The organism is Streptomyces sp. NPDC101219, assembly GCF_044767675.1.
Taxonomy (GTDB): Bacteria; Actinomycetota; Actinomycetes; order Streptomycetales; family Streptomycetaceae; genus Streptomyces.
On the sequence record NZ_JBIWOK010000001.1, the window covers coordinates 350,862 to 368,646 of the forward strand.

Sequence of the window (17,785 nt, forward strand, 5' to 3'; positions counted from 1 at the left end):
CCATGACCGTACGGACCGACCCCCACCTCGCCCTCGTACGCCCCGTGACCCCGCGCACCGCGGGATGCGAGGAGTGCCTGGCCACGCGTTCGCCCTGGGTCCACCTCAGGCTCTGCCTGACCTGCGGCCACGTCGGCTGCTGCGACTCCTCGCCGAACCGGCACGCCCGCCGTCACGCCGCCGCCGACGGTCATCCGATCGCCGCGTCGCTGGAGCCCGGCGAGAACTGGCGGTGGTGCTTCGTCCACGAGGCGTTCGTGTGATGCGCGGCGACGAGACACGGCCGGGCTCAGCACCTGCGCCGGGCGAGCAGGAGGAGAGCGTCCCCTTCGAGACTCCTGACGTCTACGGCGCCTATCCGCGCCTTTCGGACGACCAGCTGGCCCTCCTGGCACAGCGAGGCCGGCGGCGCACGGTGGACGCCGGTGATGTGCTGATCCGGGAGGGGGAGCGGTGCGAGTCGTTCTATGTCGTCCTCAGTGGGGCGCTTGCCATCGTGGAGGGCTACGGCACGCCTGACGAACGGCTGCTACGCGTGCACGGCCCCGGCCGCTTCATCGGCGAACTCGGTCTCCTGAACGGACAGGTGGCCTTCTACACCGCCGTGGTCAGGGACCCGGGCGAGATCCTGGTGCTGTCCATGGACCAACTGCGTGACCTGGTGACCCGGGACTCCGCACTGGGCGATGTGGTGCTGCGCGCCTGCCTCGGCCGCCGTGCCCTGCTCGTCGGGCAGGGCGCCGGTTTCCGCATCATCGGCTCACGCTACTCGCCCGACACCAGGCGGATGCGCGAGTTCGCCGCCCGCAACCGTCTGCCGCACCGCTGGATCGATCTGGAGACGGACCAGGAAGCCGAGGCACTGCTGCGCCGCTTCGGGGTCGGTCCGGAGGAGACACCCCTGGTGATCTGGCGGGACACGACCCTGCTGCGCAATCCCAGCAACGCCGAACTGGCCCGGCTGATCGGCCTCCCGCCCCTGCCGTCGGGCGACAGCCACGGCGACCTCCTCGTCGTCGGGGCCGGTCCGGCCGGTCTCGCGGCCGCAGTGAACGCCGCCTCGGAAGGCCTCGGAACAACCGTGGTCGAGGCGCTGGCCACCGGCGGCCAGGCGGGGACGTCCTCCCGCATCGAGAATCTGCTCGGCTTCCCGTCCGGCATCTCCGGCGCCGAGCTCACCGAGCGCGCTGTGCTCCAGGCGGAGAAGTTCGGCGCCCGGATCGGCATGCCGGCGGAGGCTGCCCGGCTCGAACGGCGGGGCAGCCACTACGCCGTCGGGTTCACCGACGGCAGCGAGGTCACCGCCCGTACCCTCGTCCTGGCCACCGGCGCCCGCTACCGCCGCCTCCACGTGCCCGGCATCGAACCGCTGGAATCCGCGAGCGTGCACTACTCGGCGACCGTCTATGAGGCCCAGCAGTGCCGTACCGACCCGGTGGCGGTGGTGGGCGGCGGCAACTCCGCGGGCCAGGCCGTGCTCTTCCTGGCCGGGTACGCGCCCGAGGTGTACCTGCTCGTCCGCGGGCCGAGCCTCGACGAGCACATGTCCCGCTACCTGATCGATCACATCGAGCGTCACCCGCGGGTACGCGTGCTCCTGCAGACCGAGATCACCGAGGCGCGCGGCGACAAGGTCCTGGAGGCGGTCACCGTGGTCGACCACCGTGCGGGCACGCACCGCCGGCTCGCAGTGCGGGCCCTGTTCGTCTTCACCGGCGCCGACCCGCACACCGAGTGGCTGTCCGGCGCGCTCGCCCTCGACGCGCGCGGCTTCGTGCTCACCGGCGCGGACGCTCAGGCCTGCTCGGTCCCCGAACTGTGGCAGAGCCAGGGCCGCGACTGCCTGACGCTGGAGACCACCCTGCCCGGCGTCTTCGCCGCCGGCGACGTCCGCAGCGGCTCGGTGAAGCGCGTGGCCTCCGCCGTCGGCGACGGCGCGATGAGTATCCACTTCGTGCACCGCTACCTGGGCCACACGGTCGAGCCCGGCGGTACCGACGACTCCCCGCAGACCCGTCCGAAGGAGTCCGCTTGGCTCGCTTGACACCAAGGGGGCGACGAGATCACGAGAAGGAGAAGGAGGCGATGGGAATGGCCACGCCCGTCCGGCACCGCCGAGGTGCCACAGCACAGGCCAGGCCGCTCGGCTGGGCCCGCAATCCGCTGACGGAGTTCGACCAGCTGCTCAGCGAGATGAGCGGGCTGATCGAATCCACGGTGGGAGGCGCGGCGACCGCAGTCGCGTGGACACCCCTGGCGGATGTCACGGAGTCCGACGACGCCTTCCACGTCGAGATCGAACTCCCCGGCGTCAAGAGCAAGGACATCGACGTCGAGGCGAGCGGCCAGGAGCTGGTGGTCACCGGAGAGATCAAGGAGAAGGAACGCAAGGGCGTCCTGCGCCGGAGCACCCGCCGCACCGGGGCCTTCGAGTACCGGCTGCGGCTGCCCGGAGAGGTCGACACCGAGAAGATCGGCGCGCAGATGTCGGACGGCGTGCTCACCATCACCGTCCCCAAGGCCGAGGTCGCCAAGCCCCGGCGCGTCGAGATCAGCGAGTCGAGTGAGGGCACCGGAAGCAGCGGCTGACGCGAACGCCGCGGTTCCGGACACCCGTCCGGCACCGCGGCTCGGCCGCCGAGCTGCGACATCCGGGGTCGGTCATCAGGTGCGTCCCGTGTCACCCCTCACGCGGTGGAGACCCGCCGCCGGCTTCCTTGCGGCGCCGCAGGCGCCAGCTGCGCAGCAGCCGGAGAGGAAGCAGGCCCAGCGGTGTCCGTCGGCCCATGTCCGCCAGGTCCTCGCGGTCGAACGCCCGTGCGTAACGCTCGGCGTCCTGGGGCGTCGGATACCGCTTGCTTCCCTTCGCTCCGCACTCGCGCGCGCAGCGCCAGAGCATCGTGTCGCCCTCATGCAGAAAGCGATAACGGTGTCCGAGGAGGTGGCAGCGCAGCACAGATGACCACATTAGGCGGACCGGCCCACTCCGGCCTGTTCTGTCCCTCACGGAACGGACCATGGCCCTGAACGAGGAGGCATGGCATGACCACCACCGCCGAGCTCGGTGTCGTCACCACCAAGGTCCCCGCCCGGCTCGACCGGCTGCCATGGTCCCGGTTCCATTGGCGGATCGTCATCGGCCTGGGAACCGTCTGGATCCTGGACGGACTCGAAGTGACGATCGTCGGGGCGGTCGCCGCCCGGATGACCGAGCCGGGCAGCGGCATCAACCTGACCAGTGCCGACATCGGGACTGCCGCCGCCATCTACGTGGCAGGCGCATGTGCGGGCGCTCTCCTGTTCGGGAGGCTCACCGACCGCTACGGGCGCAAGAAGCTGTTCATGCTCACGCTCGGCATCTACATCCTCGCCACCGTCGCGACCGCGTTTGCGCACGACGCCTGGTTCCTCTACCTCGCCCGCTTCGTCACCGGTATGGGCATCGGCGGAGAGTACGCCGCGATCAACTCGGCCATCGACGAGCTGATTCCGGCCCGTAACCGCGGGCAGACGGATCTGGCCATCAACGGCAGCTATTGGATCGGTGCGGCGCTCGGCAGCCTGGTCGCCGTGCTGCTTCTCAACGAGAATCTGCTGTCGGCCGACCTCGGCTGGCGGCTGGCCTTCGGCCTGGGCGGCGTCCTGGGCCTGGGCATCATGCTGGTACGCCGGCATGTACCGGAGAGTCCACGCTGGCTGTTCATCCACGGGAAAGAAGCCGAGGCGGAACGCATCGTCGACCGGATCGAGGCCGAGGTGCGCCAAGAGATCCAGCGCGAGCTGCCGGAACCGGGCGAAGCGGTGACCGTACGGCAGCGCGACGTCATCCCGTTCAGGGAGATCGCCGGCGTGGCTGTGCGGCGGTACCCGCGTCGCGCTGTTCTCGGTCTGGCGCTCTTCGTCGGACAGGCGTTCCTGTACAACGCGATCGTCTTCGACCTGGGCACGATTATGAACGGCTTCTTCGACATCGGATCGGGCTCGGTCCCCTACTTCCTGGCCCTCTTCGCCGTCGCCAACTTCCTCGGACCACTCCTCCTCGGCCGGCTGTTCGACACCGTGGGCAGAAAGCCGATGATCGCGGGCACCTACTTCGGCTCCGCCGTCGTGGCAGCCGTCCTCGCCGTCCTGCTGGTCAACGGCGCCCTGACGGCATGGTGGTTCTTCCTGCTGGTCTCGCTGACCTTCTTCGTGGCCTCCGCGGGAGCGAGCTCCGCCTACCTGACGGTGAGCGAGGTCTTCCCCATGGAGACCCGGGCCCTGTCCATCTCGCTGTTCTTCGCGATCGGCACGGCCGTGGGCGGAATCACCGGCCCGCTGCTGTTCGGTCATCTGATCCACAGTGGCGACGCGGACCTGGTGGCCATCGGATTCCTGGTCGGGGCGGCAGCCATGGCGCTGGGCGGGCTGGCCGAGGTCTTCTTCGGTGTCCGGGCCGAACAGCAGTCTCTGGAGAACATCGCCCGGCCCCTCACCGCTGAGGAAGCCGAGGCGGCCTGGCGCGACGAGCCCGCGCCGCAGGACGCCCGGGACCGCCGCCTGCCCGAGCGCGACCGGCGGGCCGCGGACGAGCGGCAACAGCGGATCGCCGACCGCACCGCGCGCCGCCGGGAGCGGGAGCGCACCGGAGCCCGCCGCTACCGCCCGGGCACCGGGCAGGGAAGCCGGATGTACTCGCCGGGGATGGCCGGCACCGCGGGAACGGCGAGCCGTACGTCCGCCATGGCCGAACAACGCCTCGACGACGAGGTCGAACAGATCACCCAGGCGCTCCAGGAATCAGGTCCGACGAGTCGCGACCAACTCGAACAGGCCGTGGCCGGCCGCTCCTGGGGCCCCGGACGATTCCGCCGTGCCCTGCGTGAGTCCGAGCGGGAGGCCAGGATCAAGGGCGTCGGTAGGGGCACCTATGCGCCGGCGGACGGACGCGGCCGGTCCGGCAGCGCGCCGGACGACCCCCATGACCAGCGGTGACCAGTACAGAAGGAGGCAGCAATGAAGTACGACGCATTCCTCGCCCGGGTACGCGAGCGAGGCGAGTACAAGGATCAGGACGAAGCCGAGCATGTCACCAAGGCCGTGCTCGAAGTGCTGGCCCAGCGGATCAGCCCCGGAGAGGTCAGGGATCTGGCATCCCAGCTGCCCGGCCCGCTGGGACAGTTCCTCCACGACGCCACGCCACAACGGGCGCAGAGCTTCGGGATCGAGGAATTCCACCGCCGGGTCGCCGAACGCACCAACGCCCGGCCCCGTACGGCGCAGTGGGACGCCAGCGCGGTCCTGAGCACCGTTGCCGACGCCGTCACCGGCGGCGAACTGAATCAGATCATCAGCCAGCTTCCCTCGAGCTACGCGGTCCTGTTCGGCAAGGCCGACCTCGCGGACTGAGCCCTCGAGGCACCCCGGAACGAAAGGCCCGCACACATGGTTGAAACAGGTTTCTCCTCGTTCGACACCATGGTGGACAAAGCCAATCGCCTCCTCAAGGAGGTCGAGGAGGCCTTCGGATGGCCCAAGGAACGGCGTAAGCAGTCCTACGCGGCGCTGCGGGCAGTGCTGCACCCGCTCCGGGATCGTCTCCCGGTCGAGACGGCCGTGCAGTTCGGCGCTCAGCTGCCGACCATCGTCAGGGGCGTCTACTACGACGGCTGGAAACCGGCCGAAACGCCTGTGAGGATGAGCAATGAGGAGTTCCTGGCACGGGTCCGGAGTGAATTCCCCTATGCCGTCGAGGGCGGCACCGAGAAGCTGGTGCGCACGGTCCTGAAAACTCTGGCGCTTCATGTGAGTGCCGGCGAATGGGAGCACCTCAAATCCCGGGTGCCGAACTCGTTCGCCGCGCTCCTGCCGTGACCCGGCGAAGAGTGGTCCTCGGTGAATACGTGGTCGAACGCGTCGCCACCCGGTTCGTACGCAGGCTCCACAGCCGCCGTCGAGACAACCCGCCCGGTGCCGATGGAGGGAGGGAGGAAGGCGCTCACCGTTTCCGTGGGCAGCTGCACCGCCCTGGCACGCATGCGCTGGGCGATGGTGTCCCCCGACCCGGCGGACGCGTCCGTGTCCATGCGTTCGATGGTCCCCGCGACGACGGGCCCCCACGATCCGCGCGTCCTACAGGAGCAGGTCGAAGACGGCTCGGGCTTCGTCCCAGTGCTGGGTCTGGGGGTTCTTCAGGTCGGGGTGAAGGATCTTGAAGCTCTGGGCAAGGGCGAGGCTGAGTCCGCCGATGATGTCCGGATAGGCCGCCTCGGTGTCCTGGTCGGGTGTGCGGTCGAGAGGGGGGTGGGTGGCGAGCTGTTCGAGGATCGGCTTGAGTTCCACTTCCTCGTCGATCGCCCGGAAGCGATGGATGCTCTCCTGCAGGCCCTTCGTGATCGGCAGGTCGCACGTGCGGATGATGTCGCGGTCATTGGCCTTGGCTGTGGCCTGGGCGACGGTCAGCAGATCGTAGAGCTTGGCGTCGACGAAATCGCTGTATCGCTTGAGGTCGTTCTTGTCGACGTTCAGCCCTGCGGCCGCACGGAAGAACCTCTCGAACCTGGCGATGGACATCACGGTCATGATGGCAACCTCCGGCTGCGGGCGCCGGGCGGCTCCCAGCCCCCTGTCCTTCAGACCCAGCTTGACCGATGGGGCATGGGAACACTTGCGCATGCCGGGCCCAACCGACCCACCCCGCATTGCCCCGTCAGGACCAGGAGGCGACCCGGCGGCAGGGATCCGACGTGTCACGTGGCGACGGCGGCAATCCGGGGGCATCCTGTGGGCACTTACGGTCTCGTGGGGCAGCCGACGAGAAGGGTCCAGCCATGCCGAAGCCGTCGCAGGGCGTCACGGTCGTGGCTCTCCTGGCAGATCCGGACACGCCGACGGAGATCGCTGAGCGGATGGCCCGGAGACTTTCCGACCGGCTCTCCAGAAAGTCGGGCACGGGGCGACGGTTCGACGTCGGGGTGGTCAGTGAGCCCGTCACCGCGGGGAGCGAGGACCCGCCCACCGTGATGCGTCGGATCAGGGAACGCGCGAACGCGGAGGACTGGGACGTCGTCGTGGCGCTCACCGACCTTCCGCTGCACGCGCACGGACGCAAACTCGTGGTGGATCTGAATCACGAATACCGCCTGGCGCTGCTTTCCCTGCCCTCACTGGGGGCTGGCGGCTGCAGACGAGGGCTCAGAGGGCGGTGGAGGAGGCCGTACTCAGCCTGACGGGTCGGCGGGACGCGCCGCCGCGGGCCTTCGACGATCCTCTCGCGCCGGTCCGTCCAGGCCCGGTCGACGAGGACGACACCGCCGATCTCCGGTACACCACCGGCGGGCCCCGCGGCTACCTCAGGGTGCTCGGCGGCATGGTCCGGGCCAACCGGCCGTGGCGGCTGGTGCCGGGCTTGTCGAAGGCCATGGCGGCCGCACTCGCCACGGGAGCGATCGCCACCGTGAACGCCACCGTCTGGAGCCTTGCCGCGTCCCTGAGCACCCCCCGTCTCGTGATCGCCATGGTCGGATCCATCGCGCTCATGATCGGCTGGCTGATCGTGGACGCGCATTCTGTGGCATCGAACGGCGGAGATCTCGCCGGAAGAGAGGAAGAGGGCGGCTCTGTACAACGCCTCGACGGTCGTGACCGTGGCTATCGGGGTGCTCGTCTGCTACGCGGGGCTGCTGGTCATCAACCTGATGTGGGCGCTTTTCATCCTCAACGACCAGGTGTTCGCTTTCATGACGCGAAGCCCGTTGCACCTCACGGAGTACCTGACGCTCGCCTGGTTCGTCGCTTCGGTCGCCACCGTGGGCGGTGCCCTGGGATCAGGCTTGGAGAGTGACGAGGCGATCCGGGCAGCCGCCTACTCCAAGCGTGAACAGGAACGTCGGCGCAGGCTCGAGGACGACCACGAAGACTAGCCGGGGTCCGGTGCGGGACACACGGCGCTGGTCGGTGCGGGACACACGGCGCTGGTCGGTGGTGGTCCGGATGCGCCACGGTCGCTGACCGGTGCGGGTGCCCGCTGTCAGTGGGGTGTGCCAGAGTCTGCGCATGCTGGAGATCGTGGTGGAGACGGAGAACCGGGAGCGGCACGTCCGTGTGTCCGCGGAGGCGCTGGCCGGGCTGGTCCGGCGCATCGGCGGGCCGGGCGACCGGTTCCTGGTCCTGCAGCGGATACCCGACCTGCCCGACGTCTTCGCCCAGGTGTGGCACGAGTCCGGCGGCGACTACACCCTGGAGCACCGCGACGGCGCCCCGGACCGGCACCGGCGGACGTCGGCCGACGGGTCCGGGACCGTGATCGCGGCGCTCACCGGCTGGGCCCGCCAGGAGGCCGGGTGGGACAGCGGGCCGCGGTGGTCGCCGCTGGACCCGGGCCCCGCCCGCGAGGTGCCGCCGCTCGACCTCGGCGCGGAGGAGCGCGAGCAGTTGGAGGCGCGGGTCCGTGAGGCGCTGGCCGGCGGCTACGTCTCCCGCGCCGACCTGGCGGAGATCGCCGAGGACCACCTGGTCACCGGCGACCGCCGGCCCGTCTCCCGGGAGCAGGCACGGGCGCTGGCCGACCGACTGTGGCTGGAACGGGTCGCCGAGCAGGCCGGCTGGCAGGGGGAGACGGACCCCGAGCGGCTGACCCGCGCGTTCTCCGCGCTGGAGGCCGCCGGGATCACGGCCTGCGAGAACTTCACCTGCTGCCGGAACTGCGGCGATTCCGAGATCGGCGGAGTGGGCCGGCCGGACGCCCGCGGCTTCGTCTACTTCCACTCCCAGGGCACGGACTCCGCCGCGGCCGGCCACGGACTGCCGCTCCTGTACGGCGGTTTCGACGGCGCACCCGCGACCGCGGCGGCCGTCGGCCGGGAGGCCGTGGCCGCCCTCGCGGCGGCCGGCCTCCGTACCGAGTGGGACGGCGACCCCGGCCGGGTCGTCACCGTCACGCCTCTGGACTGGCGCCGCCGCCTGACCGGCTAGCGGCCGGCGGCGGCCGGGGAACCGGACCGGCCCGCACGAGGGCGGGGCGGCCGGGAGGGTCCTGACCCGGCCGCGCGCCGTCCGGGCCGGGGCGGACGCCGGTCCGGCGGATGCGCCCGCGGATGCACGGCCGGGCACCGTACAAAGTCGGACGAGATGTCGCCATACTGGTCGGGCCAGGGGAGGGCGCGGCGGACAGCGACGGGGGCGGGCAGCGGAGATGGGGGACACCAGACTGATCCACGGCCGGTACCGGCTGCTCGACCGGATCGGGCGCGGCGGCATGGGTGAGGTGTGGCGGGCACGGGACGAGTCCCTGGGCCGGCAGGTGGCGGTGAAGTGCCTCAAACCGATCGGCCCCCAGCACGACCAGGCGTCCGGCCGGGTCCTGCGGGAGCGGTTCCGGCGCGAGGCCCGGGTGGCCGCGGCGCTCCAGCACCGGGGCATCACGGTGGTGCACGACTTCGGCGAGGACGGCGGCGTGCCGTACCTCGTGATGGAACTGCTCCAGGGCCGCAACCTCAGCCAGTTGCTGGAGGACAACAAGCAGCACCCGCTGCCGGTCGACGAGGTCGTGGACATCGCCGGCCAGGTCGCCTCGGCCCTCGCCCACACCCACGACCAGGGCATCGTGCACCGCGACCTGAAGCCCGCCAACATCGTGCGCCTGCACGACGGCACCGTGAAGATCTGCGACTTCGGCATCGCCCGCCTCGGCCACGACATCGGCTACACCTCACGGCTGACCGGCACGGGCATCGCCATGGGCACCCCGCACTACATGTCCCCGGAGCAGATCGGCGGCTCGGAGGTCGACCGGCGCAGCGACCTGTACTCCCTCGGCTGCGTGCTCTACGAGATCGCCACCGGCGTCCCGCCGTTCGACCTCGACGACGCGTGGGCGATCCTCGTCGGCCACCGCGACACCCCGCCCCCGCCGCCCCGCGAGCACCGTGCCGAACTGCCCGAGCACCTCGAACGCATCATCCTCGACCTGCTGGCCAAGGAGCCCGGCGGGCGCCCGGACAGCGCACGCGAACTGACCCGGCGGCTGGCCGCGCTGGGCGCCGGAGGGGACCGGCCGGCCGCCCCGCGTGACCGGACACCGGCCGCCGTCACGGCCCGGCCGCCCGGCCCCCACGCCCAGCCCGCGGCCACCGGCCGTGCCGCCCGCCTGCCCTCCTGGACCCGCGGTATGACCACCGGACGCAAGGCGGCCGGGGCGGCCCCGGCCGCGCCCACCGAGGACCCGGCGGCCGCACTGTCCGGGGAGTGGATCGCCCGTCCCGCCGGGCGACGCGACGAGGAGCCCCCGGCGGACACCCGGCCCGCACCGCCGGAGCAGGCGCTGACCACCCTGGCCGGCCGGCACAACGCGGGCCTGAGCCTGGGGCGTCTGGGCCGCTGGACGGAGGCGGGCGAGGTGCACCGCGCGGTGGCCGCCGAACGCGAGCACCTCCTCGGCCCGGACCACCCCGACACCCTGTCCAGCCGCCACGAGGTCGCCCTCAGCCTCAGCCGCACCGGGCGCACCGCCGACGCGCTGCGCGAGTTCCGGCAGGTGACCGACGCCCGCCGGCGCGTGCTCGGCGCCGACCACGCCGACACCCTCTCCGCCCGGCAGGAAAAGGCCCACGTGCTCGGCCGCATGGGCCGCCCCTTCGACGCGCACCAGACGTACCTGGCGGTGCTCGCCGCCCGGGAGCGCACCCAGGGGCCCGACCACCCGGACACCCTGCGCTGCCGCCACGACCTGGCCTTCAACCTCGGCCGGCTCGGCCGGCTGGAGGACTCCTGCACCATGGCCCGCGACGTCGCGGCGGCCCGCGCGCGCGTGCTCGGCGCCGAGCACCCCGACACCCTCGCGACCCGCTTCGAAGTGGCGTACACCCTGGGCCAGCTGGGCCGCTGGGACCAGGCGCTGGAACTCCACCAAGAAGTCGCGCGGGTCCGTGCCGCGGCACTCGGCGCGGACCACCCGGACACCCTGGCCGCCCGCTACGAGACCGTCGTCGGCCTGGGCCGCCTCGGCCGCACCGCCGAGGCGCTGGAGGTCTACCGCACGCTGGTGGCGGACCGGAGCCGGGTGCAGGGCGCCGAACACCCCGAGACGCTGCGGACCCGGCACGGCCTGGGCGTCGCCCTCGGCCGGCTCGGCCGCTGGGAGGAGGCCCTCGCCGAGGCGCGCGCCGTGTGCGCGCTGCGCGAGAACGTCCTGGGCGCCGACCACGCCGACACGCTGGTCAGCCGCCGGGAGATCGCCGTGGCCCTGGGCTGGCTGGGCCGCTGGGCCGACGCGCTGACCGACTACCGGCGGGTTGCGGACGCCCGCGAGCGGGTGCTCGGCGCGGGCCACCCCGACACCCTCGCCGCCCGCAACGACGAGGCGCAGTGCCTGCAGCGGCTGGACCGGACCGGCGAGGCGGCCGAGGTGTACCGCACCGTGGCGGCGCTGCGGCAGCCGGGGGCCGCCGGGGGCGCCTGAGACCCGGTGGGCCGGGGGTGCCGTCTGGCCGGTGCGGATCACCGCGTGCTACGAAGAACCATGACCGCACCCGAGGGAACCGGAACCTACGACGTCGTCATCGTCGGCGGCGGCCACAACGGCCTCGTCGCCGCCGCCTACCTGGCCCGTGCCGGACGCTCCGTGCTCGTCCTGGAGCGCCTGGACCACACCGGCGGCGCGGCGGTCTCCACCCGCCCGTTCACCGGCGTCGACGCCCGGCTGTCCCGGTACTCGTACCTCGTCAGCCTGCTGCCCGGGAAGATCGTGAGCGACCTGGGCCTGGACTTCCGGCTGCGCACCCGCTCCATCTCCTCGTACACGCCCACCGTGCGGGACGGACGGCCCACCGGTCTGCTGGTCGGCGGCGGCGAGGAGCGCACCCGGGAGGCCTTCGCCCGGCTCACCGGCTCCGACCGCGAGTACGAGGCGTGGCGCCGCTTCTACGCCCTGACCGGCCGCGTCGCCGAACGGGTCTTCCCGACCCTCACCGAACCGCTGCCGACCCGCGGGGAACTGCGCCGCGCCGTCGACGACGAGACGGCCTGGCGGACCCTGTTCGAGGAGCCGATCGGGGTCGCCGTCGAGGACCACTTCTCCGACGACCTGGTGCGCGGCGTGGTCCTCACCGACGGTCTGATCGGGACCTTCGCCGACGCCCACGACCCGTCGCTGGCCCAGAACCGCTGCTTCCTCTACCACGTCATCGGCGGCGGCACGGGCGCCTGGGACGTGCCCGTCGGGGGCATGGGGGCGCTCACCGACGCGCTCGCCGACGCGGCGCGCGCCGCCGGCGCCGTCCTCGCCACCGGCCACGAGGCGATCCGCGTCGACACCGACGGCCGCCGCGCCGAGGTCGCCTACCGCACCGCCGACGGCGAGGGCGTGGCCGCCGCCCGCCACGTCCTGGTCAACGCCTCACCGCAGGCGCTCGCCGCCCTCACCGGCGACACCCCGCCGGCCCCGGCGGAAGGCGCCCAGCTCAAGGTGAACATGCTGCTCGAACGGCTGCCCCGGCTGCGCGACACCTCCGTCGACCCCCGCGAGGCGTTCGCCGGGACCTTCCACATCGCCGAGGGGTACGGCGAGCTGGCCGCCGCGCACGCCCAGGCCGCCGCCGGGAAGCTGCCGGAGGCACCGCCCTCCGAGATCTACTGCCACTCCCTCACCGATCCCGGCATCCTCGGCCCGGACCTGGCCGCGCGGGGCTTCCACACGCTCACCCTCTTCGGACTGCACACCCCGGCCCGGCTGTTCGAGCGGGACAACGACGCGACACGTGAGCAGCTCCTGGCCGCCACGCTGGCCCAGCTCGACGCGCACCTGGCGGAACCGCTCGCCGAATGCCTGGCCCGCGACGCGGACGGACGCCCCTGCCTGGAGGCCCGCACCCCGCTGGACCTGGAGCACGACCTCGGGCTGCCCGGCGGCAACATCTTCCACCGCGAGCTGTCCTGGCCCCACGCCCAGGAGGGCACCGGCCGCTGGGGTGTGGAGACCCGGCACGCGGGCGTCCTGCTGTGCGGCGCGGGCGCGGTGCGCGGCGGCGGGGTCAGCGGGATCCCGGGCCACAACGCGGCCATGGCGGTGCTGGAGGCCGGGGACGGGTGACAGCGGCCCGCCCCGAGCGCGCAAGAACGCTCAGTCGGCCGACCGCTCCCACCCCAGGGCGGTGACGCGGGCCGCGTCCGCGGGCCGTCCCTCGTCGAAGAGGACGCCGCGGGACGTCTCCACGCGCAGGGCGTCCACGTAGGCGCCCCGCCCGACGTACAGCCGGTCGGTGGTGTAGCGCCAGCGCAGGGTGAGGTTCCGCGCGTCGGGCAGGGACGCACCGAGCGTGTGCCAGACGCGGCCCGACCAGCCGCCGGCCGCACCCGAGGGGTGCGGCCGGGGCTCCGCTCCCGGGCGCCGGGTGTCGAACGGCACCGGCGACCAGGCCGTGCCGCCGTCGGTGGACGCCTCCAGCACCAGCGTGTCGGAGCCCGGTTCGGTGTCCCACCACAGGGCGCAGCGCAGGCGGGCACCGCCGGCCGAGGTGTCCAGCGGGGGCAGCGTCAGCGTGGCCGTGGCCGAGCTCTCCATGCCGGAGAACCAGGCCGTCCGGCCCCGGGCCGGCCGTACCGGCACCGCCCGGGACAGCTGGTTGGCCGTGGCCACCCGGGGAGCTGATCCGGAGCGCCAGCTGCGCACCGGGTGGACGGAGTTGCCCAGGACGACGAGGAAGGAGTCGGTGCCGGGGTCCAGGACCAGGGACGTCCCGGTGAAGCCGGTGTGGCCCGCCGTGCGCGGGGTGGCCATCGCGCCCATGTACCAGTGCTGGTACAGCTCGAAGCCCAGCCCGTGCTCGTCGCCGGGGAAGCCGGTGTTGAAGTCGGTGAACATCAGCTCCACCGACTCCGGGCGCAGGACGCGCGCCCCGGCGTACACGCCGCCGTTGAGCAGGGTCCGCCCGAGCACCGCCAGGTCCTTCGCGGTGGAGAACACCCCGGCGTGACCCGCCACCCCGCCCAGGCTGTGGGCGTTCTCGTCGTGCACCTCGCCCCACACCAGGCCCCGGTCCAGGCCCGACCAGGGCCGGCGCGCGTCCTCCGTGGCGGCGATCCGCGGACGCCAGGCGGCCGGCGGGTTGTAGCGGGTGCGGCGCATCCCCAGCGGGCCGGTGATGTCGTCCCTCAGCAGCACGTCCAGGGTGCGTCCGGTGACCCGCTCCAGGAGCAGCTGGAGCGAGATCAGGTTCAGGTCGGAGTACAGGTACGCGGTGCCCGGCGCGCCGACCGGCTCCTCGTCGTAGACCAGCCGGATCTTCTCCTCGCGGGTGGGGGCCGTGTAGAGCGGGATCCAGGCGCGGAAACCCGAGGTGTGGGTGAGCAGCTGGCGGACCGTCACGTCCTCCTTGCCCGCCCGGCCGAAGCCGGGCAGGTACGAGGCGACCTTCCCCTCCAGTTCCACGGCGCCGCGCTCGATCTGCTGCACGGCGAGGATCGAGGTGAACAGCTTGGACACCGACGCCAGGTCGAAGACGGTGTCCCTGGCCATGGGGATCTGCCGGTCCGGGGGGAACTCGACGCCCGTGTCGGTCTCCTCGTCGTACGCCCGGTAGCGCACCGCCATGCCGATGGGCTCGTGCAGCGCGATGGTGCCGCCGCGCCCGGCGAGCAGCACGGCGCCCGCGTACCAGGGGTGGGTGGGGGAGGGGCCGAGGAACGCCTCGGCGTCGGTGACCAGCCGGCGCAGCGGCCCGGGCAGCAGACCGGCGCGTCGCGGTGATCCGTACCGCAGGGTCGGGCGGCGGCCGTGGCGCCCGGAGCCGGCCGCGGCGGGGTCGGCGGGGAGGGCGGCGAACACCAGCGCGCCTCCCAGTGCCGCTGCCCCTGCGCCCAGTTGACGACGGGTCATTCCCCGTGCCGTCGCGTCCGCCATGACGTTCCTCCCGTGTCGTGGCCGCACCCCGGCCTGAAAGAATCTTTCGGGATCGTCTCGCGGGGTGAAACTTTCCTGTCAGGTGCGGGATGTGTCAATGGGGCGTGCGCGCCGGACGGGAGGTCCGGTGCCCGGCGTCCCCCGAACGCACACCGAACTGACGAAGCGTCAGAAACCTCTTCCGTGGTACGGCCGGCTGCGGCATCCTGCGTCCATGCAGACGGAGTTGAGCCGCACCCTCGGAATCGAACACGCCGTCTTCGGCTTCACGCCCTTCCCCGCCGTCGCCGCGGCCGTCAGCCGGGCCGGCGGCCTCGGCGTGCTCGGCGCGGTCCGCTACACCGCCCCCGACGAGCTGCGCCGCGACCTCGACTGGATCGAGGAGCACGTCGACGGACGGCCCTGGGGACTGGACGTGGTGATGCCCGCGCGCACGGTGGGAAGCGTCACCGAGGCCGAGGTCGAGGCGATGATCCCGCAGACCCACCGGCGGTTCGTGCGGGACGTGCTGGCCCGCCACGGCGTTCCGGAACTCGCCGACGGGGAGCCCTCCGGATGGCGTGTCACCGGCTGGATGGAACAGGTCGCCCGCACCCAGCTCGACGTCGCCTTCGACTACCCCGTCCGCCTGCTCGCCAACGCGCTCGGCTCCCCGCCCGACGACGTGGTGGCCCGCGCCCACGACCGGGGCATCCGCGTCGCCGCCCTCGCCGGCAGCGCCCGGCACGCGCGCAAGCACCGCGACGCCGGCATCGACATCGTCGTCGCCCAGGGCTACGAGGCGGGCGGCCACACCGGGGAGATCGCCTCCATGGTGCTCACCCCCGAGGTCGTCGACGCCGTCGCACCGCTGCCCGTGCTGTGCGCCGGGGGCATCGGCAGCGGACGGCAGGTGGCCGCCGCGCTGAGCCTCGGCGCCCAGGGCGTGTGGCTCGGCTCCCTGTGGCTGACCACCACCGAGGCGGACCTGCATTCCCCCGCCCTGACCCGCAAACTCCTCGCCGCCGGCTCCGCCGACACCGTCCGCTCCCGCGCCCTGACCGGCAAGCCCGCCCGCCAGCTGCGCACCGAGTGGACCGACGCCTGGGACGACCCGGCCGGACCCGGCACGCTGCCCATGCCGCTCCAGGGCCTGCTGGTCGCCGAGGCGGTCTCCCGCATCCAGAAGTACGAGGTGGCCCCGCTGCTCGGCACGCCCGTCGGGCAGATCGTCGGCCGGATGAACGAGGAACGCGCCGTCCAGGACGTGTTCGACGACCTCACGCGCGGCTTCGAGGAAGCCGTCGACCGCGTCAGCCGCATCGCCGGAAGGAGCGGCCCGTCATGACCGACCCCAGCACACCCCCCACCGGATTCTGGGCCCAGGCCACCGCCGACCCCGCCCGCACGGTGCTCGTCGCCCCCGACGGCACGCACTGGACCGCGGGCCGCCTGCACACCGCCGCCAACCAGCTGGTGCACGGCCTGCGCGCCGCCGGACTGCGCACCGGCGACGCCTTCGCCGCCGTGCTGCCCAACGGCCCCGAGTTCCTCACCGCCTACCTGGCCGCCACCCAGGCGGGCTTCTACCTCGTCCCCGTCAACCACCACCTCGTCGGCCCGGAGATCGCCTGGATCGTCGCCGACTCCGGCGCCAAGGTGCTCCTCGCCCACGCACGGTTCGCCGGACCCGCCCGCACCGCCGCCGACGAGGCCGGCCTGCCGCCCGCCCACCGGTACGCGGTCGGCCCCGCCGAGGGCTTCCGCCCCTACGCCGAACTCCTCGCCGGACAGCCCGGATCGCCGCCCGCCGGCCGCACCCTCGGCTGGGTCATGAACTACACCTCCGGCACCACCGGGCGCCCCCGCGGCATCCGCCGCCCGCTGCCCGGCACACCCCCGGAGGACTCCCACCTCGGCGGATTCCTCGGCATCTTCGGCATCCGGCCCTTCGACGGCAACGTCCACCTGGTGTGCTCACCGCTCTACCACACGGCCGTCCTCCAGTTCGCGGGCGCGTCCCTCCACATCGGGCACCCCCTGGTGCTGATGGACCGCTGGACCCCCGAGGAGATGCTCCGCCTCGTCGCCGCCCACCGCTGCACCCACACCCACATGGTGCCCACCCAGTTCCACCGCCTGCTCGCCCTCCCCGAGGACGTGCGCTCCCGCTACGACGTCACCTCCATGCGGCACGCCGTCCACGGCGCCGCCCCCTGCCCCGACCACGTCAAACGGGCCATGCTCGCCTGGTGGGGCCCCTGCGTCGAGGAGTACTACGCGGCCAGCGAGGGCGGCGGCACCTTCGCCACCGCCGAGGACTGGCTGAAGAAGCCCGGTACGGTGGGCAGGGCCTGGCCGATCAGCGAACTCGCCGTGCTCGACGACGACGGCAACCGGCTCCCGCCCGGCGAACTCGGTACCGTCCACATGCGGATGACGACCGGTGACTTCACCTACCACAAGGACGCGGCCAAGACCCGCGAGAGCCGGGTCGGCGACTTCTTCACCGTCGGCGACCTCGGCCACCTCGACGAGGACGGCTACCTCTTCCTGCGTGACCGCAAGATCGACCTGATTATCTCCGGCGGCGTCAACATCTACCCCGCCGAGATCGAATCCGCGCTCCTCGCCCACCCCGCCGTCGCCGACGCCGCCGCCTTCGGCATCCCGCACGACGACCGGGGAGAGGAGGTCAAGGCGGTCGTCGAACCGGCCCTGGGCCACGAACCGGGCCCCGCCCTGGCCGCCGCGCTCCTGGACCACTGCGCCGGCCGGCTCGCCCCCTACAAGCGCCCCCGCAGCGTCGACTTCGTCACCGAGATGCCCCGCGACCCCAACGGCAAGCTGTACAAGCGGCGGCTGCGCGCACCGTACTGGGAAGGACGCGCCCGCCCCGTGTGACGACACCCGCCGGCCCGCGCCGCCCGG

The 17,785-nt window shown here is 72.7% G+C and carries 14 protein-coding genes and 1 pseudogene; 12 read left to right on the forward strand and 3 right to left on the reverse strand.

Features of this window, described 5'->3' with window-relative positions; translation table 11 throughout:
- Positions 1-2 precede the first annotated feature (2 nt).
- Genes ACIRPP_RS01725 through ACIRPP_RS01735 form a run of 3 tightly spaced genes read left to right on the forward strand, consistent with a single transcriptional unit; the run spans position 3 to position 2,589 of the window.
- On the forward strand, positions 3-263 hold the full coding sequence (locus ACIRPP_RS01725; protein WP_403637009.1) for a UBP-type zinc finger domain-containing protein: 261 nt from the start codon (positions 3-5) through the stop codon (positions 261-263).
- On the forward strand, positions 263-2,044 hold the full coding sequence (locus tag ACIRPP_RS01730) for an FAD-dependent oxidoreductase (RefSeq protein WP_403637010.1): 1,782 nt from the start codon (positions 263-265) through the stop codon (positions 2,042-2,044). The genes ACIRPP_RS01725 and ACIRPP_RS01730 overlap by 1 nt, the downstream gene beginning before the upstream one ends.
- A gap of 47 nt (positions 2,045-2,091) precedes the next feature.
- Positions 2,092-2,589, forward strand: a complete 498-nt coding sequence (locus tag ACIRPP_RS01735; protein ID WP_403637012.1) for an Hsp20/alpha crystallin family protein — start codon at positions 2,092-2,094, stop codon at positions 2,587-2,589.
- 91 nt (positions 2,590-2,680) lie between these two features.
- On the opposite strand, the gene ACIRPP_RS01740 is transcribed toward ACIRPP_RS01735, so the two are convergent.
- The gene (locus ACIRPP_RS01740) at positions 2,681-2,899 is read right to left on the reverse strand and encodes a hypothetical protein (protein ID WP_403637014.1); all 219 of its coding nucleotides are present in this window, start codon (positions 2,897-2,899) and stop codon (positions 2,681-2,683) included.
- 143 nt (positions 2,900-3,042) lie between these two features.
- Between ACIRPP_RS01740 and ACIRPP_RS01745 the strand changes: the two genes are divergently transcribed.
- Genes ACIRPP_RS01745 through ACIRPP_RS01755 form a run of 3 tightly spaced genes read left to right on the forward strand, consistent with a single transcriptional unit; the run spans position 3,043 to position 5,853 of the window.
- A complete protein-coding gene (locus ACIRPP_RS01745) occupies positions 3,043-4,974 on the forward strand; it encodes an MFS transporter (protein WP_403637015.1) in 1,932 nt (643 codons plus the stop codon).
- A 21-nt stretch (positions 4,975-4,995) separates the two neighbouring features.
- Positions 4,996-5,388, forward strand: a complete 393-nt coding sequence (locus tag ACIRPP_RS01750; protein ID WP_362099999.1) for a DUF2267 domain-containing protein — start codon at positions 4,996-4,998, stop codon at positions 5,386-5,388.
- A gap of 36 nt (positions 5,389-5,424) precedes the next feature.
- Positions 5,425-5,853, forward strand: a complete 429-nt coding sequence (locus ACIRPP_RS01755; protein WP_403637017.1) for a DUF2267 domain-containing protein — start codon at positions 5,425-5,427, stop codon at positions 5,851-5,853.
- 258 nt (positions 5,854-6,111) lie between these two features.
- Here the strand turns inward: ACIRPP_RS01755 and ACIRPP_RS01760 are convergent, their stop codons facing one another.
- Positions 6,112-6,561 carry a DUF1931 family protein gene (locus ACIRPP_RS01760; RefSeq protein WP_403637019.1) on the reverse strand — a complete coding sequence of 150 codons (450 nt, stop codon included), beginning with the start codon at positions 6,559-6,561 and terminating at the stop codon, positions 6,112-6,114.
- A gap of 248 nt (positions 6,562-6,809) precedes the next feature.
- On the opposite strand from ACIRPP_RS01760, the pseudogene ACIRPP_RS01765 reads away from it, so the two are divergent.
- From ACIRPP_RS01765 to ACIRPP_RS01780, 4 genes and pseudogenes are all read left to right on the forward strand, one after another.
- Positions 6,810-7,901 (forward strand): annotated as a pseudogene (locus ACIRPP_RS01765) (hypothetical protein).
- A gap of 133 nt (positions 7,902-8,034) precedes the next feature.
- Positions 8,035-8,952 (forward strand): DUF6891 domain-containing protein, encoded by a 918-nt coding sequence (locus tag ACIRPP_RS01770; RefSeq protein ID WP_403637020.1) that lies wholly within the window; start codon positions 8,035-8,037, stop codon positions 8,950-8,952.
- A 220-nt stretch (positions 8,953-9,172) separates the two neighbouring features.
- Positions 9,173-11,437, forward strand: coding sequence for a tetratricopeptide repeat protein (locus ACIRPP_RS01775; protein ID WP_403637022.1), 2,265 nt, complete (start codon positions 9,173-9,175; stop codon positions 11,435-11,437).
- Between the two features lie 60 nt (positions 11,438-11,497).
- Positions 11,498-13,066, forward strand: a complete 1,569-nt coding sequence (locus tag ACIRPP_RS01780) for a phytoene desaturase family protein (RefSeq protein ID WP_403637023.1) — start codon at positions 11,498-11,500, stop codon at positions 13,064-13,066.
- 30 nt (positions 13,067-13,096) lie between these two features.
- Here the strand turns inward: ACIRPP_RS01780 and ACIRPP_RS01785 are convergent, their stop codons facing one another.
- Complete coding sequence (locus ACIRPP_RS01785; protein ID WP_403637024.1) at positions 13,097-14,875, reverse strand: serine hydrolase; 1,779 nt, start codon at positions 14,873-14,875, stop codon at positions 13,097-13,099.
- 214 nt (positions 14,876-15,089) lie between these two features.
- Here ACIRPP_RS01785 and ACIRPP_RS01790 point away from each other — a divergent pair, with 214 nt between their 5' ends.
- Entirely contained in the window at positions 15,090-16,202 is a 1,113-nt protein-coding gene (locus ACIRPP_RS01790; protein ID WP_403637026.1) for an NAD(P)H-dependent flavin oxidoreductase, read from the forward strand.
- Positions 16,199-17,758, forward strand: coding sequence for an acyl-CoA synthetase (locus tag ACIRPP_RS01795; RefSeq protein WP_403637028.1), 1,560 nt, complete (start codon positions 16,199-16,201; stop codon positions 17,756-17,758). Before ACIRPP_RS01790 ends, ACIRPP_RS01795 begins: the two co-directional genes overlap by 4 nt.
- Positions 17,759-17,785 lie beyond the last annotated feature (27 nt).

Bases quoted from the DNA above. Each gene is read 5' to 3' on its own strand.
- ACIRPP_RS01795 (WP_403637028.1), top strand. From the start codon at position 16,199: ATGACCGACCCCAGCACACCCCCCACCGGATTCTGGGCCCAGGCCACC.
- ACIRPP_RS01730 (WP_403637010.1), top strand. From the start codon at position 263: ATGCGCGGCGACGAGACACGGCCGGGCTCAGCACCTGCGCCGGGCGAG.
- ACIRPP_RS01760 (WP_403637019.1), bottom strand. From the start codon at position 6,561: ATGACCGTGATGTCCATCGCCAGGTTCGAGAGGTTCTTCCGTGCGGCC.
- ACIRPP_RS01740 (WP_403637014.1), bottom strand. From the start codon at position 2,899: ATGCTCTGGCGCTGCGCGCGCGAGTGCGGAGCGAAGGGAAGCAAGCGG.
- ACIRPP_RS01750 (WP_362099999.1), top strand. From the start codon at position 4,996: ATGAAGTACGACGCATTCCTCGCCCGGGTACGCGAGCGAGGCGAGTAC.
- ACIRPP_RS01735 (WP_403637012.1), top strand. From the start codon at position 2,092: ATGGCCACGCCCGTCCGGCACCGCCGAGGTGCCACAGCACAGGCCAGG.
- ACIRPP_RS01725 (WP_403637009.1), top strand. From the start codon at position 3: ATGACCGTACGGACCGACCCCCACCTCGCCCTCGTACGCCCCGTGACC.
- ACIRPP_RS01785 (WP_403637024.1), bottom strand. From the start codon at position 14,875: ATGGCGGACGCGACGGCACGGGGAATGACCCGTCGTCAACTGGGCGCA.
- ACIRPP_RS01745 (WP_403637015.1), top strand. From the start codon at position 3,043: ATGACCACCACCGCCGAGCTCGGTGTCGTCACCACCAAGGTCCCCGCC.
- ACIRPP_RS01775 (WP_403637022.1), top strand. From the start codon at position 9,173: ATGGGGGACACCAGACTGATCCACGGCCGGTACCGGCTGCTCGACCGG.
- ACIRPP_RS01755 (WP_403637017.1), top strand. From the start codon at position 5,425: ATGGTTGAAACAGGTTTCTCCTCGTTCGACACCATGGTGGACAAAGCC.
- ACIRPP_RS01770 (WP_403637020.1), top strand. From the start codon at position 8,035: ATGCTGGAGATCGTGGTGGAGACGGAGAACCGGGAGCGGCACGTCCGT.
- ACIRPP_RS01780 (WP_403637023.1), top strand. From the start codon at position 11,498: ATGACCGCACCCGAGGGAACCGGAACCTACGACGTCGTCATCGTCGGC.
- ACIRPP_RS01790 (WP_403637026.1), top strand. From the start codon at position 15,090: ATGCAGACGGAGTTGAGCCGCACCCTCGGAATCGAACACGCCGTCTTC.